We start from the raw sequence: 21,931 nt of genomic DNA on the forward strand, positions 1-21,931 counted from the left end.
CTGCCAGCCGACACCCGGGCAGTCCGCATAAAAAGATGTGTCAGGCAGTCAGGGGATCGACTCCGGGCAATCAACGACCTAGAAAGTTTTAAAACTTAGAACAATGCCTAGGGCGATTTGGGTCATCTGGAGCAATCTGTGAGCAACAGGAAATTGATAGGCTAAAGTCAAACTTGGTCGTAAGCTATAGAGACTCAGCTTGCTCTGGTGAGCGCTATGCACATTCACACCCTGGAACCCTGGCAACACCCACACGACTTTTTGATCCGTCAGGATCGGGCAGAACGCAAGACCCAAATTGTGCTGGTTCTGACTGCTGTCACGATGGTTGCTGAGATTGCAGCGGGAACCCTGTTTGGCTCGATGTCGCTGCTGGCCGATGGGTGGCACATGGCAACCCATGTTGCAGCATTTGGAATTACGGTCTTCGCATACCAATACGCCCGGAAACAGGCCAACAATCCCCAATACACCTTTGGCACGGGGAAGGTTAGCGTGCTGGGTGGGTTTACGAGTGCGATCGCCCTGGCGGTGGTAGCGCTGCTGATGGCGATCGAGTCGGGATATCGGCTATTTCAGCCCCAGCAGATTCAGTTTAATGAAGCCCTCTGGGTGGCGCTGCTGGGGTTGGGGGTGAATTTGGTCAGCGCTGTGCTGTTGCAAGATTCCCACGATCCTTCTCATAGCTATTCCCACGACCCTGCGGCTCCTTCTCACCAGCTGCATCTTCCGCACGAGACGGCGCACTCGTCCCATACCGACCACAACCTGCGGGCTGCCTATGTTCACGTCCTGGCAGATGCGCTGACCTCGACGCTGGCGATCGCCGCCCTTCTAGCAGGCAAATTGGGAGGCTGGACTTGGCTCGATCCAATCATGGGCGTGGTCGGCGCAGTGGTGATTGCTCGATGGGCCAATAGTCTGATCCGAGAAACGGGGGCCATCTTGCTAGACGGCGCAACCGATCGCACGGTTCGGCTAGACCTGATCAGCGCCATCGAAGCCGATGCCGACAATCGGGTGGTTGATTTGCATGTGTGGAACGTCAGCCCGGCTCATCTGGCTGCCACCGTTGCGCTAGTCACCCACGAGCCGCAGCCACCAGAGCATTACAAAAACCTGCTGAAACATATCCCCGCGCTCTCTCACGTCATCGTTGAAGTCAATCCCTGCCAGGGAGAGGCCTGCATGAGTCTGTCGTCTAAAGCGCTATGAGAGCGCTGTGAGGCTGTATCTTCTTGCTTCTACACAACTGAGTCATATCAACTCTGTTGGTGTAGGACTTAAGTTTTTTGCGGAGAGGCTACGCCAGCGACTTATTATATTTCTTGATAAAAAATAAACCCATTTCGCTTACTTCCCAATTATGTGCAACGTCTCAAGCCAGATTTTGAGTTCTTGTTCAGCCAGATTTTTATCGGTTAGCTCTTGTTCCTGATGGGCAATGTAGGTGTTCCGAAAGTCGTTGATGCGGGTGACGGTTAGGAGCATCCCACTTTCGATGAAACAGTCAACTGGCGAGCTGTCCATTGAGGTAGGCACAGCGCAGACTCAACATGGCATTAACGGAGGCCGTATTCCAGCGAGCACCCGAAATTTGGAGGCGTCGCCCAATCTGTTTGACAGCCGATTCTACGGCTCCTGATCCAATAGAACAGAGTTGCTCAGCCTGGTAGAACCCATAATTCACGATGCGAGAGCGATGGGTGCTCAGATAGGCTTCAAAATTGCGGGCTTGCTTGCGCCGACAGTCGGCAAAGAGGGCCCTGGCGGCTTCCACTTGACCTTGCCATAACAGCATTTCCGCCGCTGCTAAGCGCTTGAGCGACCCACCGACTTTGTAGAGGTTTTCTTTGAGATGGTACCAATCGAGGATTTCCCAACGGGTCTCAACGGTGGTGAGTTGAGCAAACAGATTCCACACCCCAGCGTGACCATCGCCCAGACAGACCTGTGGGGAGAGCAAGCGTTGAGCGCTGAGATAATCAATCAAGCTGTCATTGTCTTGGAAGAAGGCGTTGTAATAAATCCCCTCCACCCGCACCGCTTTGTAGTCTCGCCACGGGCTATCGGACTCTAGCAGGTCACGCAGACGGACTTTGCCGCCATCAATGCTGACCTCACTGACGCCTTGTTTAGCCTCGGCAGACTCGAACGACTGACGCCCCACCAGACGTTGTTGGGTCGAGTGCCCGACCCGCATCCCGGTCAGGGCTACGATGTCATCCTCTGCATCTTGAAACGATTCGTTGGCACTTAAGCGTAGGTTGGCTTTCTCTAGGCCACCACTGAGACGGCTGTAAGCCTTTACGCCTAACCGTTCTGCCTGACTTTGACGAATCTCAAGGACCCCTACCAAACTCTTCAATCGGCGAACCCGGCCTCGGGCGGGGTAGGCTTTCTGGTTGACAAAAAAAGGGCAACTCGAGGGCTCACCTCCTCTAGCATTTGCCGTCGTACAGTCTGCTCGATGCCTTCTAGACTATCGAGCCCCTCTCGGTTGCTATTGCGATACAAAATCTCGGCGATCTCTGCTGTACAAGTTTCCAATCGCTTTTGGTCTTCAGGTGTCATGGTGAGTCATCCCTGGGGCTACCCTCCCATTCTCACCCTTCGCACTGTTTTCGCGAAAGTGGGATGCTCCCTGACGGTTTCCAGAACTTTGCGTCCGCTCTGAAACCGCAACTGAGTTTTCAAGGCTTCAAACATACCGCCGATTTTCGTGGTGTCATTAAGTGCATAATCTAGACACGATTGCAGCAAGCCAATGAGCGACAAGCCATTATTGAACACCAACGTTCGTTTCAGGTTTTGTGCCAATTTGCGGTAATAGTCCCCTGATTTACGGTCAACACCGCCCAGATAGGGAGCAAACCAGGCTTTTTGGTCATCCACGATAATGGATATCTCTGATTGCAGTCGCCTTACCAGACGGTCTTTCACCCTGGTTGACTGACAAAGGTTACTTAAAAGCCGCTGGCTACACAACAGTCGTCTGAACGTTTATCGCTTGTACAAGCCGTTGATTCAGGCAGTGTTAGCGGATTGGGCTGAAGCGTGTCTGTACCTGAGTTTGGACACCTCGCCCTGTCTGCGCCCTCTCTCGCCTCTGGTTTCTCTTGGCGGTCGCGACCCTTTATGCCACTGCCCAAGGGATCGAGGTGGTCGCAACGGGTAAACGTCGTTGGGTTGACCCTCATTGGTTTCGCGGCAATAGCTACTTTCGGATTGGTTGGGATTGGGTAAAAGCAGCTTTAGAAAATGGTTGACAACTCATTCATCATGTCCGTTTCAGCCATAGCTGCGATCCTCAACCCCCGATGGACTCTCGCAAACAGCATGAGCGGCGCACCGACCGAATCGAGTTCAGAATACGCACGTACTGCTATGCCGTCGATTAGTTTTGTCAGTTAGCCAGCACTGGGCCTCATTGGGATATTAGTCGTTGTATTCCCTTCATGAACTTCGCGTATTAATCCGGTTGCGAGTCCTTGGCAGTGTAAATAGCAGAAGAAAGCGTGCCCCCCTTACGGTTTTTTCGGATAACTTCCGTAAACGCTGGTGTCTTTTCTGCCAATCTTCCGGACGTTTTACCGCAATGTCTAACTTCCAAAAACACACTGCCTCCGTTGCAAGTGCGCTGATCGTGTTGAGCGGTGTTGCCTTGCCTGCCCATAGCCAGTTGCAGCCCGCAGCGCCAATTTCTGTTTCCCAGTCTGTGTTTGTTGAGGATGCTTATACCCTGGGGCCGAGCGATCGCATCCAGGTCACCCTCTTTCGAGTGCCAGAATACACTGGCCCCCAGCAAGTTTTGGTAGACGGCACGCTCAACTTGCCCCTGGCCGGGTCTGTGTTTGTAGAAGGACTGACGCTTCAGCAGGCCGCAGCGGCAATTTCTGCCCGCTATGCGCCGTTTTATCGCCGTCCGATTGTCACCCTCAGCCTGCTGTCTCCCCGCCCGATTCGCTATAGCGTCGCTGGAGAAATCGATCGCCCCGGATCTTACACCTTCAACATATCGGGCGATCAGGGGGGGCAAACGCTTACTACCGCTAGGTTGCCAACGCTGACGACTGCTCTGCAAAATGCAGGGGGAGTTACCTCCTCTGCCAATGTCCGCCAAATTCAAATTCGCCGCACCCAGCGCCTCAGCCCGACCCAAAGCACGACACAACTGATTACTGTGAACCTCTGGGAGTTGTTGCAAGAGGGCGACCTGACCCAAGACATTACCCTCCGAGACGGCGACACGATTCAGATCCCAGCGGCAAGCACGCTGAATCTGGCGGAAACTCGCCGCTTGGCAGGAGCCAATCTGTATGCCGCAACGCGCCGCCCGATTGACATTGTGGTGGTGGGTGAGGTGAAGCGGCCGGGCACGCATACTCTAGCGCTTGGCACGGGCGGCAATAATGCTGAAGCGCTGATTCCCACAGTGACTCGCGCGATTCAGGTGGCAGGTGGCATTACCGAAACGGCGAATGTTCGACAGATCCAAGTGCGCCGACAAACCGCTAGTGGTCGTGTGCAAACGCTGGATGTCGATCTCTGGGATCTGCTGCAAACGGGCAATGTGAATCAGGATACAGTTTTGCAAAACGGCGATACGGTCTATATTCCGGTTGCGACTGCGCTCGATCCGGCTGAGGCAACGGAACTTGCAGCCGCAACCTTCTCGCCCGCGTCGATTCAGGTCTACGTGGTGGGCGAGGTGAACCAGCCTGGAATTGTGGAAGTTCCCCCGAATACGCCACTCAATCAGGCGATTTTGGCGGCGGGTGGTTTTAACAATCGTCGGGCTCGGCGCGATTCGGTGAAGCTGATCCGATTGAATCCTGATGGAACGGTGGCAGAACGCACGATTGAAATCGACTTTGCCAATGCATTGAATGATGCGGATAATCCAGCCTTGCGAGGTAACGATGTGATTGTGGTTGGGCGATCGGGATTGGCCAGCTTCTCAGACACCTTGGGAACGATTACAACACCCATTGGGCAGATTTTTCCGATTGTGAATATTCTGCGATTGTTTGGCCTTTAGTGGTTTGGAAAAGGTGCGTAGAGGCGATCGCTATTTGAAGTGAAAAATTTCGTTGACGAATCTCATTTCAAATGGCGATTTCAACCACAGCCAATAAATTTAATCCAATGAATTTAATCGGATTATTCTGGCTAAAATCGTGTATTTCTACACGTTGTTATCTTGAAATATCTGGGCAAATTAGTTCCTATTCCGCAGATTTTTACTTGTTGAATAAAACCAGGTTTTCCTGATCAATCACTTGAATTTAAAGATATTTTATCCGGATTTCCGATCGTTTTTAAGAAAGATTACTTGACCGACTTCAAATCATAGAATTTGGGCACTGGATTGACCAGAGTTGTTTCCCAGAGTTATTTCATAGATAGCCATCCGGCAGATGGATACCTTAATGAATCCTTAGTGGATTGATAGTTACATAGTTCAAGAACAATAATTTGGAAGGTAGGAGTAGAAGCGGAACAGAACCAAGGGCGATCGCCACCCACTGAAATTGAGCTTCTAAGTAGGTAGACATTAATAAATATAAAACCCAAAGACCCTGCGCCGCCCGCTGCGCGGGCGGCGCAGGGTTCAGGATCTGTTTTTTAATCTGGTCTACCTACTTATCAGAAGAAATGCACATAGAAGCAGAATGCCAGTCTTACTGCTAACAATACGAGGCCATTCATGACCTACAAAAAGCACGCACTGATCACAGGCATCACAGGACAAGACGGGTCATACCTGAGCGAGATGCTCCTAGAGAAGGGATACGAAGTCCACGGCATCATCCGCCGCACCTCCACCTTCAACACCGACCGCATCGACCATATCTACGAAGACCCCCACAACGAAAACGCCCGCCTGTTTCTGCACTACGGCGACCTGACCGACGGCACCACCCTGCGGCGCATCCTCGAACACGTGCAGCCTCACGAAATCTACAACCTAGGCGCACAATCCCACGTGCGCGTCAGCTTCGATGCCCCCGAATACACCGCCGATGCCGTCGGCATGGGCACCCTGCGGCTCCTAGAAGCCCTGCGGGACTACCAGCAGCGCACCGGCAACGAAGTCCGCTTCTACCAAGCAGGCTCCTCCGAAATGTACGGCAAAGTGCAAGCCGTGCCCCAAAGCGAAAGCACCCCCTTCTACCCGCGCAGCCCCTACGCCTGCGCCAAAGTCTACGCCCACTGGCAAACCGTCAACTACCGCGAATCCTACGGCTTATTTGCCTGCAACGGCATCCTGTTCAACCACGAATCTCCCCGCCGGGGCGAAACCTTTGTCACCCGCAAAATCACCCGCGCCGTCGCCCGCATCGTCGCCGGTCAGCAAAAGAAACTCTACATGGGCAACCTAGATGCCAAACGGGACTGGGGCTACGCCAAAGACTACGTGCAAGCCATGTGGCTAATGCTGCAACAAGACCAGCCCGACGACTATGTCGTTGCCACTGGCGAAACCCACGAAGTGAGAGAATTCCTGGAACTCGCCTTTGGTTACGTCAACCTCAACTGGCAAGACTACGTCGAGTTCGACGAACGCTACCTGCGCCCCGCCGAAGTTGACCTGCTGATTGGCGACCCCACCAAAGCCAAGACCCAACTCGGCTGGCAGCCCAGCGTCAGCTTCGAGCAGTTGGTCTACCTGATGGTCGAAGCCGACCTCAAAGCCCTGGGTCTCATCCCCCTCAACGGCAACAGCGCCCAGACCGTCCTCGACCACGCCACCATCCGGCAAGCCGCAGGCACAAGCGCAACGCCCTAGGGAAAGAACGAAGAGGGAAAAACGAAAAACGAAAAACGAAAAACGAAAACCCGCTCTTCCCTCTTCCCTCTTCCCTCTTCCCTCTTCCCTCTTCCCTCTTCCCTCTTCCCTCTTTCCCCTATGCCCCTCTCCTTCTCCAACCAACGAATTCTCGTCACGGGCGGTGCCGGATTCCTCGGCAAGCAGGTGGTGAACCAACTCATCCACGCGGGTGCCGACCCCGCCAAGATTACGGTGCCCCGCTCTCGCGACTATGACCTGACGCAGATGGAGGCGTGCCGTCGCGCCGTTGACCAGCAAGACATTGTGATTCATCTCGCAGCCCATGTCGGCGGCATCGGGCTGAATCGGGAAAAGCCTGCGGAACTGTTCTACGACAACCTGATGATGGGAGCGCAACTGATTCATGCTGCCTATGAAGCGGGGGTGAAGAAGTTTACCTGTGTGGGCACGATTTGCGCCTATCCCAAGTTCACGCCTGTGCCGTTCAAGGAAGATGACCTGTGGAATGGCTACCCGGAGGAGACCAATGCTCCCTATGGGGTGGCGAAGAAGGCGCTGTTGGTGCAGCTTCAGGCGTATCGTCAGCAGTATGGGTTTGATGGCATTTATCTGCTGCCGGTGAATCTGTATGGACCGGAGGATAATTTTGACCCGCGCAGTTCTCATGTGATTCCGGCGCTGATTCGCAAGGTGCATGAGGCGCAGTTGCGCGGGGAGAGGACGATTCCGGTGTGGGGGGATGGTTCGCCGACGCGGGAGTTTCTCTATTCCACCGATGCGGCGCGGGGGATTGTGATGGGGACGCAGTTCTATGCGGAGCCGGAGCCTGTGAATTTGGGGACGGGCTATGAGATTTCTATCAAGGATCTGATTACGCTGATTTGTGAACTGATGGACTATGACGGGGAACTGGTTTGGGAGACTGATAAGCCCAATGGGCAGCCCCGCAGGTGTCTCGATACGCAGCGGGCTAAGGATAAGTTTGGCTTTACCGCAGAGGTGGAGTTTAGGGAGGGACTACGGAACACGATCCACTGGTATCGAAATCATGCCAGTAGGATTACAGGTTAGCTGGATAAAGGTTGATTAAGATTCGGTAAAGTTTAGCTTGAGGTCTGTAGCTTGAGGTCTATCGCTAGAACAGTCTAAAGCAGTCGCGAAAGATTGACACGGGAACAATCCGACGTAATCAGAGTCTATCCAACGGGCACTGGATACTGCGATCCCTTTCAGGATATTTGCGTAATGTAAATTGTGTAAAAATAGCGGAGTCAGGTGAAACTTCGAGCTTTTTTCTGTAGAATTACGGAAGTATCTACCAAGCTATCTTTACAAGAGCAGGGTCATCTCCGCTGGTTTCGTTCACTGGGGTTATCTATCCAGTTTCCTAATCTTGGGATCTGCCTGTATCTACCGCTTCATCTCTCTTGTAAACCGTTTCAGGTGTTGTGCTAGCAAGGTTGTCGATCGTGCGATCGCCCTATTCAGAAAGCTTGAGATTTTTTGAGCGGTTTTGAACCTAACGTAAAAGCGCCGCCAGCATTTACCTTATAAAGCATCTGCCCTATAAAGCATCTATCTCTACATCAAGCTTTGGCTGCTTTTTCAATGCCTGCTGCATCTGACAGCCATTAAGGGGCCTATATCAATTCTCGATTTTAGATTTGTGATTTTGGGATTGCCGGTCAAGCATCTGTAGAGCTTCCAGTAATTTCATTCGCAGCGCTACTGGCGAAAGTTGATCATTGAGCATCAGCCAGGCCTTGAACCTACAATGAGCGCTTTATCGCGCACGAAACTACATGAAGTTATGAGTAGGCAACTGCTGCTTTTCCAGTAGCGCCTCATGACTTATTTTCATCTACTGCTCTCTTCGCTCTTCTACCACTCTACTGAGGGTTATTAGATAGGGGAAGATTTCCCATTTCATTTTGATAGGTTCATTGAGCTTTGGTTGAATGCAAAGCGCCTTTTAAGCGCTCAATCGGATCAGGGAATTACTGCAACTGAATAGTGAGCATCTCCACATCAATTCACGAAGTTCAGTTTATCCCGAAGTGTTAACTTATGATGTCCCAGAGCAAGCCTCCAACTCAGAATGTGATTGGGTTTCCAGTTACAGCTCTTAGCTTTTATGAACAGATAGATTGGATGCTGGAATGGGCCGCGCAGCGCTTGAGTAAGACCGTCTGCGTTGCCAATGTGCATATGCTGATGGAAGCAACCTGGAACAAAGAGTTTGGCGCTATTTTGTCGGGCAGCGATATGGTAACGCCGGATGGAATGCCGCTTGTTTGGTTGATGAGTTGGATGGGGCGCTATCGGCAAGACAGAGTGGCTGGCATGGATATTATCTTGGGGCTTTGTGGGCGATCGCCCTCTCGAAACGTCAGCATCTTTTTCCTGGGCTCCGATGCAAACACCTTACAAAAAATGCGCCAACGGCTGCGCCACGAATTTCCAAATCTGGAGATTGCAGGCATGGAACCGTTGCCCTTTCGCCCGCTTACTCCTCAGGAAGATGAGAACATTACGCGGCTAATCAACGAGAGCGGCGCAGGCATCGTGATGGTGTCGCTGGGCTGCCCAAAACAGGAGCAATGGATCAGCGATCACAAAGACAAAGTGAATGCGGTGATGATTGGGCTGGGTGGGGCATTTCCTGTCTATGCAGGGGTGCAAAAGTGGGCACCGGAAATCGTCAGGCAATTGGGATTTGAATGGCTCTATCGTTTAATTCAAGAGCCAGGACGTTTGTGGAAACGTTATGCAAAGACAATTCCGCCATTTGCAGTTCTGGCACTGTTGCAAGTTGTGAGTACGCTGAGTCGTGAGGACATGAGTCTGCAAACTCGCAGCAGATAGCTTGGAGATTTGTCAGACGCAATCAGCCAACGGCTTGGTGCAGCAGAGGTCGCACCTTTGGCTTGGCCCAAGCATCTAGCCTAGGCGGCTTCAGGTAGCCGGATGGTTGCCACACGCTGCGACAAACTGGGCTGCTAGCTCCGGCCGCGCTCCCCAGTGGACGTGCAGATAAGAGGCGTGCAGGGTGGGCGACTGCCAGCCTTCGGGAATGGCAGGGCTTTGGGGGTCGTAGGGTTGCAGGTGATAGAGCGGGGTTTCGGAGGAGTGAGTCAGGTGCGATCGGTGAAACTCGTGCCCCCAAAGCGTTTCGCCCTGGCGATAGAGGAAGGTGTCTTGCTGGGCGATCGCCCGTCGATAGCCGAGCATCAGCCGCTTGCCCATGACCGCTTCTGTTGGCAAAACGCCCGCCATCTCCCAGGCGTTTCCGTCAAAATCCACAATGTTTTGGCTGAGGTACATTAACCCGCCGCACTCCGCATAGGTCGGCAGCCCTGCCCGAATGGCGGCTCCCACGGCTGCCCGTGCCGCTGGGTTGGCTGCCAGTTCTGCGGCAAACACTTCCGGGAAGCCGCCGCCGAAGTATAGCCCGCCTACGCCCTCTGGCAAAGCTGCATCTTGCAGTGGACTCCAGAACACCAGTTCAGCGCCCAGCCGCTCCAGCAGTTCCAGGTTATCGGCATAGTAGAAGCTGAAGGCGCGATCGCGGGCAACGGCCAGGCGGATTTTGGATTTTGGATTTTGGATTTTGGCATCGGCGGTGGGTATTGGTGGGGGCGGCGTTTCGATTTTGCCAAGTTTGCCAAGTTTGCCAATTCTGAGTAAGGGGCGCAGCAGGTTCCAGTCGAAGCTGGTTTCTGCTAGGGACGCGAGGCGATCGCACAAGGGTCTTAGCTCCGGCAGTTCGTCTGTGGGCACGAGTCCCAAATGGCGATCGGGGAGGGCGATTTCGTCTTGGCGACGCAGCACGCCGAGGATGGGCAAGTCCAGCGGCTCCAGTGCCTCTTTGAGCAAGGTTAGATGGCGATCGCTGCCTACCCGATTTAGCACTACGCCCGCGATGGATAAACGCGGGTCAAAGCTGCGATATCCGTGGGCGATCGCCGCCACCGAACGCGACATTCGGGCACAATCCAGCAGCAGCAGCACGGGCAGGTTCAGCAGCCGGGCCACCTGGGCCGTGCTGGCTACGTCTTCGCGGCCGCTGGCCCCGTCGAATAGCCCCATCACCCCTTCGACTAGGGCAAATTCTGCGTCCTGACTTGCAGAGGTAAAGCACTGCTGCACATAGGTTTCGGAGGTCAGCAGTGGATCGAGATTGCGGCAGGCGCGACCCGTAATAAACTGATGGAACATGGGGTCGATGTAGTCTGGCCCCACCTTGAACGACTGGACGCGATCGCCCCATCGGGTCAATGCCGCCAGCAGCGCCATCGTTACCGTCGTCTTGCCTACACCGCTGCGTTCTCCTGCCACCACCAGCGCCATTGTTGCATCCCAGCCACGTCACTACAGCGTCATTTTAGCGTTCGACGGATTGCATCGAGGACGTGCGCCTTTGCATCCTTGATAAATGCTTTAGAATGATTCCCCCCGGCGAATTTCCAGGGAATAGCAAAAGCGATCGCCCCGTGAAATGGTTTCCCCGTAGGCAACGGGGCGATCGCCCGTGGTAAAGGCGGTGTGGCGATAGACAATCAGCGGATGTCCCAGCGGAACCTCTAAATGCAGGCTCTCTTCTGGATTGGCATAGGTGCATTCTAGGATGGCTTCTATGCGGGCGATCGCAATGCCGTGCTGCTCCAGCACCGGAAACGTCATTTGATGGGCTGAATCGACCGCAAAAAATGTTTCAAACGGCGGCGGCACATAGGTCAAGTCCAGCGCTCCGGGTGCGCCGTTAATCTCCAGCAGTTTCTTTTGAAAATAGGCAGTGGGCGTTTCAAACAAGTGCTGAGCGACGACGGGAACCTCGACCAGACCAGACTCCAGCCGCTTCGCCAAAAGCGAAATGCCTTGCTGCGCCATGTCCGCTTCCAAAAACACCATCGGGCTAGACAGGGAGTAGGTGACCTTGCGCCGCTCCGTAACAAACACGCCCTTACCCTGGCGAGAGACGACGAGGCCCTGGCTGATGAGATTGGCGATCGCCTGTCGAATCGTCGTTCGGCTCACCCCAAACCGCTCCACCAGTTGGTATTCGCTGGGCAGTTGTTCTCCTGGCGGATAGTCGCCGCCGAGAATTTGGCAACGGAGTTGTTCAGAAATTGCAAGATGCAGCGGAGTGGACATGCTATCGGCTGGGTAGACTTGGTATGCAACCAGTCTACGAAACCAGCCAATCTATGCAAGAACAGTCCACAAAAAAATTGGCGCAGCGCGTCAACTATTCTGGACAAGAACTATTCTGGACGAGAACTATTCTGGACGAGTTGATAGAAACTCCGCGATTAAACCAGACATAGAATCCTGTTTTTGCTTTGCCTTCTTGTGAGAATTCTGGATGCTTCGTATGCCGCCTGCCACCAGCAAACCCGATAGCGCACTTCCCAAAATGCAAAGCCCAATATTTCGCACAGCAATATTTCGATATTGCTCCTTTAAGGCTAGTTCTTGGGGCATTTCGGATGAGGGCAGGGTGTTGTAGTTCGTTACAGCCGTGACAGACAATCCAAAGACAACCCCAGCCGTGAGCAATGAGGGAATCAAGATTGTTTTGATGGGAGACTGGCTCATCTTAGTACACGTTAGAGAAAATTCTCGACAGATATTTTTCACTTTGCCTTCTCAGCAATGTTGCTGATTTGATGCCGCAAATTTGATTTTGCTGATTTGACGACATCGCCTCGGCTCTAAGAGGGTGTTTGAAAAGGTATCGCCTGTAATGTTAAGCACTTAGAGATCCCCCTAGCTCCCCTTAAAAAGGGGAGAAACCGCCTTAAAGTCCCCCTTTTTAAGGGGGATTTAGGGGGATCTTACACGCTTTGCTACAAACAGTAGGACTTTTCAAACATCCTCTAAAGCTAGAGAGGAAGCAGTAGCAGATTGCTGCAACATCGCAGCCTGACTAGGCATAGTATAGTAATCCACTCAGCGCAATGGCTGTTATCAATTGCCTAGTTGGCTGATCTTTACAAGAAAAATAGCCATATAAAAACTAGATGATCAGCCGCTTTATCTTTATCAAGTCTTGATTTAAATCTTCCGGTTGCGCTGTAAAAAACTGCTCGCTCGAAACAGTTGATTTGCAATCGGCTCACTCTCCGGATCTGAATCAATCGAATTGAAAAGGTTGATAAAGGTTGTCAAAAGCTGTCATTTTTGCTGAAAAATACTTGATGATTTTCTAATTCGATCTGCTTGCCTCCAAGAGGCAAGATAGAGTCTGAATCCACAAGCTTTGTTCTGAGACATTGGCGATCGCCCCCCAAGTTCTAGCCTTATGGATAAGAGATTTAGCCTGTTCATCATCGTGGTTCTGGGGTCTGTAGCCGCCATGCTGGGTATTCCTGGACTCCGAGCATTCCTGACAGGCTTTGCTCGTCCGGAGCCGTCTAGAATAGTTGCTTCCGAAACAGGTTCTCTCACAGGTTCTCTGTCTCAGCGGCTGCAAAGCGGCAATCTAGAACGCCTGAAGCAAACGCGCAAGTGTCCCCGCTGCAACCTGAGTGGGGTGGATTTGAGCGGACTCGACCTGAGCCGGGTTGACCTGCGAGAGGCAAACCTGACGGCCGCTAAGTTTGACAACACCAAGTTAATTAATGCCCAGCTAACCCGATCCAATCTGACCGATGCTAGTCTACAAAGTGCCAATCTTCAGGGTGCAGATTTGCAAGGCGCGGTGCTGAATCGCACCAACTTTCGGAACGCTCAGATGATGCACGCCACCTTAGAAAAAGCAGACTTGCAGCAGGCAACGCTGACCGGAGCCGAGATGCGGGCCGCCAACCTGACAGATAGCCAAATGGAACGGGCGAACCTAAGGCAAACCAGCCTCTACGGCGCATTGCTGAGTCGGGCAAATCTGGCGATCGCCGATCTAAGCGATTCCGATCTGCGCTATGCCAACTTCCTGGATGCCAATCTACAGGGCGCAAACCTCAGCAACGCCCAGCTAGAGTTTGCCATTATGCCCAACGGCAGCACCTATCAGGGTACTGTGCCCTATTAAATACCCGATTAGTAAATACCCGATTAGTAAATACCCAATTAGTAAATACCCGATTAATTCTCTATTAACCTTGCCAAAACTCCAATCAAGCAGGTTCTAGCCTCATTCCGTTTCGCTGAGTTGTTATGTTACTTTCTATATCACCGCTACGGGATCGATTACGTTCGCTAGACTATCGCACTGCCCGACATTTCCTACAGGCTGGTGCGGTGTTGGCAGCGGTCTTGCTCCTGTCTCGCTTCTGTCAGCCAGGACGGTTTTCGCTGGGTTCTCGAAGTGATATTGATCTGCAACTCAGCGTGTCGTCAGAGGGTTCCGGTGTGTACGCGATCGCTGGTACAACCAATCTTCCTGATAATGCTCGATTGGCGATCGCCGCTGTTCGCTATCTGGAGCCAGCGCGACAGTCTGGCGTTTCCTCCAACGCGAAGCCCAGTTATTCCATCCTGGCCTATCAGACGGCAACCGTGACCAATGGCCAATGGCAGGCCCGGCTTAACTTGTGGCAGGTTGCGGAGGATGGTCGCTATCAGGAATCGTGGCAATTTGAGCAAGCTGCCCTCCGGCTGAATTTGGAACCCAGCCAAGACGTGATCTTTTTGGCAACGCTGAACCCGGTCGGCAAAGTCGAGCAACTGCCCGCGCTAGAACAGCAGCTTCGCAATAAAAAGCTGACCATCAGCGGCAAACATCTCTACACCGCCGCGGACGGGCAGCACTATATCCAGGTGCATCAAGCGCAGCCTGTTGCCCTGCCTGCCGACCGCACCACTCCGCCCGTCCGTCGCCCCGAAGACCTAAACGGCGGCTGGGGTGAGCGCTATTTGATGCCCGGTGAGCCGCCCAATCCCTACGTGCTGGAACAGCCGACAGAGCGACAGACCGATGCGCCCATGCGCCGCGAGGAATTTTTGTGGTGAGGGTGTTGGATTTTGGATTTTGGATTTTGGATTTTAGATTTTGGGTTGCCGATTTTGGGCTGCTCGTTTAGCTAATATCAAATCTCCAAAGATCTGCTACATGTAAGAAGACGTTAGAGCGAGCCGCCATGAGTGGAGTCCTCAAAATCGATATCGCTGAAACAGCAGAAGAACTAAAAGCCGTCTTGGAACAACAGCAACGGTCATCACAGCGCCGTAAAGTACAGGTGTTGTGGTGGTTAAAAACCGGACAAGCGAAGAGCGTTGAGCAGTTAGCCCAACTGAGCGGTTGCCATCGCACGACCGTGTCTCGTTGGCTGAGCCAGTATCGACAGAGTGGACTCGAAGCGTTGGTGAAGGTGGCATCTCGCAGTGGACGACCGCGAGCGATTAGCGGTGAAGTCCTGGCATCTTTGGAACGGGAACTGCAAGATCCAGAAGGCTTTAGCAGTTATGGAGCAGTGCAGCAGTGGCTCGCAGCGGTGCATGGTCAACCCGTCCCCTACAAGACGGTGCATAAGACGGTGCGCTATCGGCTCAAAGCGAAGCTCAAAGTGCCCCGTCCGGTGTCAAAGAAGCAGACTCCTGGGGCGTGCGAGTCCGTTCAGCAAACCTTGCAGCCCAGATAAGCCAGTCGATTCCGCCAGCCTTGAGACAACGCTACGGGGGGCGAATCCGCTATTGGTGCAGCGATGAGAGCCGCGTCGGACTGCTGACGGTTCAACATCGCAAGTTGACGGGCTTTGGGGTGCAGCCGATTGGTTCAGTTCAATGGGACTTTGTGTATCGGTGGCTGTACGGTCTAGTGGAACCGCTGAGCGGTGCATCGTGGATAGTCGAGTTTTCTCATCTCGACAGTTCCTGTTTTGAGGCGTTTTTGCACAGCTTTGCGGCTCAGTTCCCCGATGATTTACATCTGATTCAGGTGGATAATGCCGCAGCCCATACGGCTCAGACCCTGACGATACCGGACAATGTCATCTTGGTGTTTCAGCCGCCTTATTGCCCTGAGGTCAATCCCATTGAGCGGGTCTGGCGGGAACTCAAGCGGGAGCTAGCTTGGGTTCACTTTGATGATGTTTGCCAACTCCAGCACGCCATCAGCCAGTGGGTTTGTCGCCTTTCGGCGGAGTCGCTGCGATCGCTGACTCAGTGGGATTGGATTGTCGATGCTCTATGTGTAGCGGGTATTTAGAGAGTTGATATAAGTAGGTAGACATTAATAAATATAAAATCCAAAGACCCTGCGCCGCCCGCGCAGGGTTCAGGATCTGTTTTTGAATCTGGTCTATCTACTTATCGCCGAGTTTTAGAGCTAATTTGTAAAGGAGCCTGAAAGCCTTGTTAATCAAGGATTTCCGAGAAACCGCTTTTCCTGGGCAAGCATGACCTCAAAGCCACACATGCCAAGAGTTTCAGGCTTCTTAAGATTTGCTTCATAAATTAGCTCTTAATACAGGTTGCTAACTCTTGAAAGCCAGAAATTAATCTGTGGGGCAGCCTTCGATGAAATCCACCGCCTGATGAATGGAGCCGGGCTTGGTGGCCATGAGAATTGTGGAACCCGCCTCCAGCACCGTGCTGCCCTTGGGAATGACCAAGTTTTCATGATGGTGGGGCTGATAGCCGATGATCAGGGAATCACGAGGAAAGCGGGGATCTTGGGCAATCTCAGCGAGGCTGCGGCCGACAACGCGGCAACTCCCTGGAATATGGAGCTTGAGGATTTCGATTTGCCCTTGGTCGAAGTGCATGATGGACTCGACCTGGGGATATTCGATGGCGTTGGCCATGGTGGATACGGCCAGGTCGATGGCGTTGACGACGGTGGTTGCGCCCGCGATGCGGTAAGGTTCGGCAAAGTCGCGATGGCGCATCCGCACGACAATCTGTGGCACGCCGTAGTGCTTGGCCAGCGTCACCATTGCCAGGTTGAGCGCGTCTTCTCTTAGCACAGCGGCGATCGCATCGGCTTTGCGAATGCCTGCTTCCAGCAGCACTTCGGTACTCACGGCGCTGCCCTCAAACGCCATTGCGCCGATCTGTTCTCGCGCATAGCGGCAGGCGTTGGGGTCAATATCCACCAGCGCCACGGTGTGCCCCAGTTCTACGAGCGTTTGCGCCAGACTGATACCGATCACACCCGCACCCCCGATCAGGACATACATGCTAGTCTCCTGAGTTGACCCGTAATATTTTGGTAAATCTTTTTGGTAAATCTGGGCAAAGCCTGATTGGATCAGGACTCACGCACTTGCGATAAGTTTTCTGGGTTTTGGACGATTTCTCACGGGCTGCGCTTGCGAGAAATCGTCCAACTGCGTAAGTCCCGTTTGATTTTGGATTGGAGATTTTGGATTTTGGCGAGGGTGGTCTGGATGGGCCTTAGCCCCATCTCTTAACCTCTGCATCCTAGTCTTCCAAATAGCCCAAGTCGCGCAGGCGGCGCTGAACTTCGGGATCGTCGAAGCCGGGGGCACGATGCTGTTCCGTCGCACCAGCGCGATCGCCATACTCCACGCCCTCGCCTGCGTATTCCCCGACAAATTCCCCAACAAACTGCTGCAAGCACTCCTGGAGAACCTCCACGTTTTCCGGCAGAATGTCGCTGAGGTTGAGGGCTTCGGTGGGGTCTTGCTGAAAGTCGTACAGCTCTAGGCGATTCGCGAAGCCATCTGTCCCAGAATCGCCCCCCGTTTCGATCAGCTTGTGGTTGCCAATCCAGACGGCGCGGCGCGGCTGATCGCAGGCGCGGGCCAGCACCAGTTCTGGCTGCCGCTTGTAGAGCAGGTTTACCACGTTTTGCGGCGGAATCGCTTCGGCAAACACGCGGCGATCGCCCTCGCTGCCAGGGGGGTGCGCCAGGGTCAGGGTTTCCTCCATTTCGTTGGCCAGTCCAGCACTGGTCAGCACCGTGTGGAACAGACGACGAGTAGAAACTACATCCTCGCGCACCGTGCCCTTGGGCAAATTGCCACTAGGGTCGTGAATCATCAGCGGCACTTGAATTAGCTCGTTGTAGAGCGTGATGGAGTGGCCGATGAACTGCTTTTCGCCCAGGTGTTCGCCGTGGTCGGAACACACGATGACCAGGGTGTTGTCCAGTCGCCCGCTCTCCGCCAGCCTGCGGAAAAACGCGCCCAGCAGCTCGTCTTGATAGGCCACCTCCGCGTCGTACATGCCGTCCAGCGTGGCTTTCTGGCGCTCGTCTAGCACCTCCGCTAGGGGAGCCAGCCAGCCGTAGATGTCGCCATTAAACTGCTTCAGGTAATGCTGCGCCGCCTTGTCGCGCAGGACGTTTGGCGCAAACCGCTCCACATACTGCCGGGGCGGGTGGTAGGGCATGTGCGTGCCCATCAGGTTCAAAAAGCTGAAAATGGGCTGATCGCTATCAAGTCCTTTGCGGTCGATCAGCAGTTGGGCCGCGTCGTCCAGGGATTTGCGCGTGTTGCCCTTAAAGCTCAGCGCCGTTTGCCAGAGGGGAACCATCAGCGGCGTAAAGGACAGCGCTAGCATCAGCTCCGACCTCGCAAAGGAGTCCTGCACCCGGTTCAGCAAGTTGGCGAGCGATCGCTTAAAAAACTGCCGATATTTGCCCACCAGCCCAGACGGAATGCCGGCCTGGTTGGGCCGCGAGGTGAGCAGGCCGCTGTAGTTCAAAAAGCTGTAGAAGCCGCGCCGCAGTCCGTTGTTGATCACGCCCACCAGCGGATTGTTGCAAAAGCCCGCCGTATAATAGCCGCCTGCGCTCAGCCGCTCTGCCAGCGTGGGAATGTGATCGGGCAGCCGCGAGTAGGACTGCAACACGCCATGCGCCGAGGGGTAGAGTCCGGTGAACAGGGTGGCGTGGGAGGGAACGGTCCATTGCGCCGCAGACACCGCATGGTGAAAGCGGGTAGACGTTGCGGCAAATGCGTCTAGATGGGGCGAGGTCGGCAGCGGGTAGCCATAACACGAGAGGCGATCGCGCCGCTGCGTATCCAGCACAATAAACACAATGTCGGGCCGCGCCGTGGACATGAGCCAACTCCCAGCGTTGAGCATTTACCCCTTAGATCATAAGGGAGGGTTGCCGGATTGGGGTCGTGCGGGAGAGGGAGGGAAAAATGAAAAATGAAGAACGAAAAATGAAAAACGAAAAATAAAACCTCTTCCTTCTTCTCTCTTCCTTCTTCGTTCTTCGTTCTTCCCTTCAACCCTGCACTAAACTAAGGGGCAACCAGTTTGAGTAACCATTGCAAGGGGCAGAGCGATATGCGCGATCGCATTGTGCCAGGGCCAGGACAGGAGTCGGTATGGGATTATCCCCGTCCACCTCGGCTAGAGGCAACGTCAAAGCGGGTGCAGGTGGTGTTTAATGGGGTGGCGATCGCCGACACGCAGCGGGCGAAGCGGATCTTGGAAACGAGCCATCCGCCTGTGTACTATATCCCGCCGGAGGATATTCGTATGGACTATCTAACGCCGACTCCGCGCTCTAGCTTTTGCGAATGGAAGGGGCAGGCGGGCTACTATACCGTCACCGTGGGCGATCGCACGGCGGAAAACGCGGCCTGGTTTTATGCCAACCCGGTTAGCGCCTATGCCGAAATCAAGGATCACGTTGCGTTTTATCCGAGTAGAATGGACGCTTGCTATGTCGATGGTGAGCAGGTGCAGGCTCAGCCGGGTGATTTCTACGGCGGCTGGATTACGCAGGATATTGTCGGCCCGTTCAAAGGGGGGCCCGGCTCCTGGGGATGGTAATCCTAGGTCGGATTTCTGATTTGGGTGCAGACAGCAGCGCTGTTTTGAGGCGCGTGCTGTTTGGCAAAGCTTCTACTGATCAAAACATAGGACAACAAGGCGGAGTCCCCAGGCTGGTTCAGGTCTGGATGTGACTCCGCTGATGATGCAGAGATTAGGTTTGCTCATGACGGTTTTGCGAGAGACAGGTTTGCAACAGACAGGGTTGCAACAGGTGAGATTGCGACAAACAGGTTTGCGGCAGACGGGTTTGCTACAGATCTTGGCTGGGCTTCGGTGGCGAGGCGTGGCGAAGCTTCTGGTGGCGGTGCTGCTGACTGGGAGCCAGTGGGGGCTGGCGGGCAGCCGCGTGGCAGAGGCGCAAATCCAGCCCTACTGCAATTTTTCTGCCGAAGACATTACTCAAAAGCAGACGTTCTTGGTGGGGGCGTTGCAGGGCGATCGCAATGCGGGCAATCGCTATCGCAACCTGATCGAGCAGCATGGCGATCGCCTGCGGCGCTGTCGGCGCGAAAGCTGGCTGAAAAATCAGGCGGTGTGGCTGCGGCTCTATCCGTGCGATGCGCGGCCGGGGGCCATTGAGTACCTCATGGATCAGATTGTGAACCGGGGCTATAACCAGGTTTATGTAGAAGTCTTTGGCGGCGGGCAGGTGCTATTGCCGCGTGCGGAAAATAATACGCCCTGGCCGTCGGTGGTTCGCACGCCGGGGTTTGAAAATCGAGATTTGCTGGCAGAGGCGATCGCCAAGGGGCGCGAGCGGGGGCTACAGGTCTACGCCTGGATGTTTAGCATGAATTTTGGCCATACCTATGCCCAGCGCCCCGGTGCAGAGCAAATTCTGGCCCGCAACGGACGCGGGCAAAACAGCATGACCTTTAATGGCGCAACGGGGATTAACAGTCTTGGCGAGGTGGTGTCGGAAGAGGTGTTCATCGACCCCTACAATCCCCAGGCCAAGCTGGAGTTCTATAACCTGGCGCAGGCGATCGCCCGCCGTCGACCAGACGGCATGTTGTTTGACTACATTCGCTATCCCAAGGGCAACGGCAATGCGTCCGTTGCAGGGCGGGTGCAAGATTTGTGGGTCTACAGCCCTGCTTCGCAGCAGGCGTTGTTGCAGCGGGCGCTAAATCCCAGCGGGCAAGACCTGATTCGTCGCTTTTTGCAGCGGGGCTACGTCACAGCGCAGGATATCCAGGACATTGCCACCGCCTACCCGCTGGATGGACAACCGCTCTGGCAGGGGCGATCGCCCGACCCGCTCTATGCCTCCCTCACGCCCGACCAGGCCCGTCCCTCCCTGCAAACAGAACTCTGGCAACTCAGCGTAGCTCACGCCTTTCAGGGCGTACTCGATTTTCTGACCGCAGGCACTACACCTGCCCAGCAGGTCGGCATTCCTGCGGGCGTGGTGTTCTTCCCAGAGGGCAACCAGACCGTGGGCGCAGGGGGCTACGACTCGCGCTTGCAGTTTTGGGAGCGCTTCCCAAGCAATTTGGAATGGCATCCCATGTCCTATGCCACCTGCGGCCGGGCTGACTGCATTGTGCGGCAGGTGCAGCGCGTGCTGGCGGGCGCACCCGCAGGGACGCGAGTGATACCTGTGCTGGCGGGCACTTGGGGACGCTCGGTCAGCAACCGCCCACCGCTCGAAACCCAGATGCAGTCCATCCGCCAGTCTGCGCCTCAGATCAACGCCATCAGCCACTTCGCGCTGTCCTGGCAAGACCCAGAGGGCGATCGCACGCGCAAGTCTTGCCGACTACCTTAAGATGCCCGGAGTAGGATTACCTTAGCCAGAGAGATTTCTAGTTCCCTGCGCCTGTTGGGTCAAATGCACCAACTCCGGCAAGATTAGCGCGTCCATTGCAAGGCGAACCGCATTGCTAGAGCCAGGGAGAGAAAAAATCAGCGTGGTGCCGCGCAGTCCGGCGGTGGCGCGAGAGGCGATCGCCCGCGACCCGATTTCTTGATAACTCAGCCAGCGAAAGACTTCGCCAAAGCCAGGGAGCGTCTTGTCCAGTAGGCTTTCAATCGCATCATAGGTCGTATCGCGGGGAGCAATGCCCGTGCCGCCGTTGAGGAGGATAGCGGAAATATCCGGGCGATCGCACAGTTCCAAAACTCTGGCGCGGATTTGGTCGGGTTCATCCGGCAAGATTTCGTAAGCCAAGACGCGGTGTCCGCTGGACTGGAGGCGATCGCTCGTCAGTTGGCCGCTGCGGTCAGTTTCCGGCGTGCGCGTATCGCTCACCGTAATTACGGCACAGCCAACTGACGGCTGTTCTGTATCTGGGTGGGGAAGCGCTGCATAATTCATAGACGCTTTAAGAGCTAATTTGTAAAGGAGCCTGAAAGCCTTGTTAATCAAGGATTTCCGAGAAACCGCTTTTCCTGGGCAAACATGACCTCAAAGCCACACATGCCAAGAGT

General features: G+C 54.4%; 19 protein-coding genes. 11 read left to right on the forward strand and 8 right to left on the reverse strand.

Annotation, left to right across the window (positions count from 1 at the left end):
* The first annotated feature begins 216 nt into the window (after positions 1-216).
* Complete coding sequence (gene dmeF / locus JTM80_RS12505) at positions 217-1,215, forward strand: CDF family Co(II)/Ni(II) efflux transporter DmeF (protein WP_172356150.1); 999 nt, start codon at positions 217-219, stop codon at positions 1,213-1,215.
* A gap of 295 nt (positions 1,216-1,510) precedes the next feature.
* Here dmeF and JTM80_RS12510 read toward each other — a convergent pair.
* Together JTM80_RS12510 and JTM80_RS12515 are read right to left on the reverse strand one after the other, a co-directional pair.
* Positions 1,511-2,574 (reverse strand): ISKra4 family transposase gene (locus JTM80_RS12510; RefSeq protein ID WP_205369519.1). Its coding sequence is split into 2 segments (ribosomal slippage): positions 1,511-2,418 and positions 2,418-2,574, totalling 1,065 coding nucleotides; the frame shifts between segments, so codons are not numbered across the junction.
* 18 nt (positions 2,575-2,592) lie between these two features.
* Complete coding sequence (locus tag JTM80_RS12515; RefSeq protein WP_205369520.1) at positions 2,593-2,943, reverse strand: hypothetical protein; 351 nt, start codon at positions 2,941-2,943, stop codon at positions 2,593-2,595.
* A gap of 655 nt (positions 2,944-3,598) precedes the next feature.
* Between JTM80_RS12515 and JTM80_RS12520 the strand changes: the two genes are divergently transcribed.
* From JTM80_RS12520 to JTM80_RS12535, 4 genes are all read left to right on the forward strand, one after another.
* Positions 3,599-5,041 (forward strand): SLBB domain-containing protein, encoded by a 1,443-nt coding sequence (locus JTM80_RS12520; protein ID WP_172356147.1) that lies wholly within the window; start codon positions 3,599-3,601, stop codon positions 5,039-5,041.
* Between the two features lie 669 nt (positions 5,042-5,710).
* A complete protein-coding gene (gmd, locus tag JTM80_RS12525) occupies positions 5,711-6,793 on the forward strand; it encodes a GDP-mannose 4,6-dehydratase (RefSeq protein WP_172356145.1) in 1,083 nt (360 codons plus the stop codon).
* 120 nt (positions 6,794-6,913) lie between these two features.
* Positions 6,914-7,867, forward strand: a complete 954-nt coding sequence (locus JTM80_RS12530) for a GDP-L-fucose synthase (RefSeq protein WP_172356143.1) — start codon at positions 6,914-6,916, stop codon at positions 7,865-7,867.
* Between the two features lie 996 nt (positions 7,868-8,863).
* Positions 8,864-9,661 (forward strand): WecB/TagA/CpsF family glycosyltransferase, encoded by a 798-nt coding sequence (locus JTM80_RS12535; RefSeq protein WP_172356140.1) that lies wholly within the window; start codon positions 8,864-8,866, stop codon positions 9,659-9,661.
* Between the two features lie 90 nt (positions 9,662-9,751).
* Here JTM80_RS12535 and JTM80_RS12540 read toward each other — a convergent pair whose 3' ends face one another.
* From JTM80_RS12540 to JTM80_RS12550, 3 genes are all read right to left on the reverse strand, one after another.
* Positions 9,752-11,146 (reverse strand): cobyrinate a,c-diamide synthase, encoded by a 1,395-nt coding sequence (locus tag JTM80_RS12540; protein ID WP_172356138.1) that lies wholly within the window; start codon positions 11,144-11,146, stop codon positions 9,752-9,754.
* 90 nt (positions 11,147-11,236) lie between these two features.
* Positions 11,237-11,950: a GntR family transcriptional regulator gene (locus JTM80_RS12545; RefSeq protein WP_172356136.1), complete on the reverse strand. Its 714-nt coding sequence runs from the start codon at positions 11,948-11,950 to the stop codon at positions 11,237-11,239.
* A gap of 126 nt (positions 11,951-12,076) precedes the next feature.
* Positions 12,077-12,394 (reverse strand): hypothetical protein, encoded by a 318-nt coding sequence (locus JTM80_RS12550; RefSeq protein WP_172356134.1) that lies wholly within the window; start codon positions 12,392-12,394, stop codon positions 12,077-12,079.
* Positions 12,395-13,100: 706 nt separating this feature from the next.
* On the opposite strand from JTM80_RS12550, the gene JTM80_RS12555 reads away from it, so the two are divergent.
* The 4 genes from JTM80_RS12555 to JTM80_RS12570 all read left to right on the forward strand — a co-directional run bounded on the left by JTM80_RS12555 (position 13,101) and on the right by JTM80_RS12570 (position 15,944).
* Positions 13,101-13,829 carry a pentapeptide repeat-containing protein gene (locus JTM80_RS12555; protein ID WP_172356132.1) on the forward strand — a complete coding sequence of 243 codons (729 nt, stop codon included), beginning with the start codon at positions 13,101-13,103 and terminating at the stop codon, positions 13,827-13,829.
* Positions 13,830-13,954: 125 nt separating this feature from the next.
* The gene (locus JTM80_RS12560; RefSeq protein WP_172356130.1) at positions 13,955-14,749 is read left to right on the forward strand and encodes a hypothetical protein; all 795 of its coding nucleotides are present in this window, start codon (positions 13,955-13,957) and stop codon (positions 14,747-14,749) included.
* Between the two features lie 128 nt (positions 14,750-14,877).
* Entirely contained in the window at positions 14,878-15,378 is a 501-nt protein-coding gene (locus JTM80_RS12565; RefSeq protein WP_172354232.1) for a helix-turn-helix domain-containing protein, read from the forward strand.
* A gap of 20 nt (positions 15,379-15,398) precedes the next feature.
* Entirely contained in the window at positions 15,399-15,944 is a 546-nt protein-coding gene (locus tag JTM80_RS12570; protein ID WP_172354233.1) for an IS630 family transposase, read from the forward strand.
* 289 nt (positions 15,945-16,233) lie between these two features.
* On the opposite strand, the gene JTM80_RS12575 is transcribed toward JTM80_RS12570, so the two are convergent.
* Together JTM80_RS12575 and JTM80_RS12580 are read right to left on the reverse strand one after the other, a co-directional pair.
* The gene (locus tag JTM80_RS12575; protein ID WP_172356126.1) at positions 16,234-16,917 is read right to left on the reverse strand and encodes a TrkA family potassium uptake protein; all 684 of its coding nucleotides are present in this window, start codon (positions 16,915-16,917) and stop codon (positions 16,234-16,236) included.
* A 244-nt stretch (positions 16,918-17,161) separates the two neighbouring features.
* A complete protein-coding gene (locus JTM80_RS12580; protein ID WP_172356124.1) occupies positions 17,162-18,769 on the reverse strand; it encodes a sulfatase in 1,608 nt (535 codons plus the stop codon).
* Positions 18,770-19,003: 234 nt separating this feature from the next.
* Here JTM80_RS12580 and JTM80_RS12585 point away from each other — a divergent pair, with 234 nt between their 5' ends.
* Both JTM80_RS12585 and JTM80_RS12590 read left to right on the forward strand, forming a co-directional pair.
* Entirely contained in the window at positions 19,004-19,495 is a 492-nt protein-coding gene (locus JTM80_RS12585; RefSeq protein WP_172358929.1) for a DUF427 domain-containing protein, read from the forward strand.
* 286 nt (positions 19,496-19,781) lie between these two features.
* Positions 19,782-21,269, forward strand: coding sequence for a family 10 glycosylhydrolase (locus JTM80_RS12590; RefSeq protein WP_205369521.1), 1,488 nt, complete (start codon positions 19,782-19,784; stop codon positions 21,267-21,269).
* Between the two features lie 21 nt (positions 21,270-21,290).
* Here the strand turns inward: JTM80_RS12590 and JTM80_RS12595 are convergent, their stop codons facing one another.
* The gene (locus JTM80_RS12595; RefSeq protein ID WP_172356119.1) at positions 21,291-21,818 is read right to left on the reverse strand and encodes a molybdenum cofactor biosynthesis protein B; all 528 of its coding nucleotides are present in this window, start codon (positions 21,816-21,818) and stop codon (positions 21,291-21,293) included.
* Between the last annotated feature and the right edge of the window lie 113 nt (positions 21,819-21,931).

This window comes from Thermoleptolyngbya sp. PKUAC-SCTB121 (assembly GCF_016919485.1).
GTDB lineage: Bacteria > Cyanobacteriota > Cyanobacteriia > Elainellales > Elainellaceae > Thermoleptolyngbya > Thermoleptolyngbya sichuanensis.

Excerpts from the sequence above, each read along its gene's own strand:
- dmeF (WP_172356150.1), top strand. The coding sequence starts at position 217 with ATGCACATTCACACCCTGGAACCCTGGCAACACCCACACGACTTTTTG.
- JTM80_RS12520 (WP_172356147.1), top strand. The coding sequence starts at position 3,599 with ATGTCTAACTTCCAAAAACACACTGCCTCCGTTGCAAGTGCGCTGATC.
- gmd (WP_172356145.1), top strand. The coding sequence starts at position 5,711 with ATGACCTACAAAAAGCACGCACTGATCACAGGCATCACAGGACAAGAC.
- JTM80_RS12530 (WP_172356143.1), top strand. The coding sequence starts at position 6,914 with ATGCCCCTCTCCTTCTCCAACCAACGAATTCTCGTCACGGGCGGTGCC.
- JTM80_RS12535 (WP_172356140.1), top strand. The coding sequence starts at position 8,864 with ATGATGTCCCAGAGCAAGCCTCCAACTCAGAATGTGATTGGGTTTCCA.
- JTM80_RS12540 (WP_172356138.1), bottom strand. The coding sequence starts at position 11,146 with ATGGCGCTGGTGGTGGCAGGAGAACGCAGCGGTGTAGGCAAGACGACG.
- JTM80_RS12545 (WP_172356136.1), bottom strand. The coding sequence starts at position 11,950 with ATGTCCACTCCGCTGCATCTTGCAATTTCTGAACAACTCCGTTGCCAA.
- JTM80_RS12550 (WP_172356134.1), bottom strand. The coding sequence starts at position 12,394 with ATGAGCCAGTCTCCCATCAAAACAATCTTGATTCCCTCATTGCTCACG.
- JTM80_RS12555 (WP_172356132.1), top strand. The coding sequence starts at position 13,101 with ATGGATAAGAGATTTAGCCTGTTCATCATCGTGGTTCTGGGGTCTGTA.
- JTM80_RS12560 (WP_172356130.1), top strand. The coding sequence starts at position 13,955 with ATGTTACTTTCTATATCACCGCTACGGGATCGATTACGTTCGCTAGAC.
- JTM80_RS12565 (WP_172354232.1), top strand. The coding sequence starts at position 14,878 with ATGAGTGGAGTCCTCAAAATCGATATCGCTGAAACAGCAGAAGAACTA.
- JTM80_RS12575 (WP_172356126.1), bottom strand. The coding sequence starts at position 16,917 with ATGTATGTCCTGATCGGGGGTGCGGGTGTGATCGGTATCAGTCTGGCG.
- JTM80_RS12580 (WP_172356124.1), bottom strand. The coding sequence starts at position 18,769 with ATGTCCACGGCGCGGCCCGACATTGTGTTTATTGTGCTGGATACGCAG.
- JTM80_RS12585 (WP_172358929.1), top strand. The coding sequence starts at position 19,004 with ATGCGCGATCGCATTGTGCCAGGGCCAGGACAGGAGTCGGTATGGGAT.
- JTM80_RS12595 (WP_172356119.1), bottom strand. The coding sequence starts at position 21,818 with ATGAATTATGCAGCGCTTCCCCACCCAGATACAGAACAGCCGTCAGTT.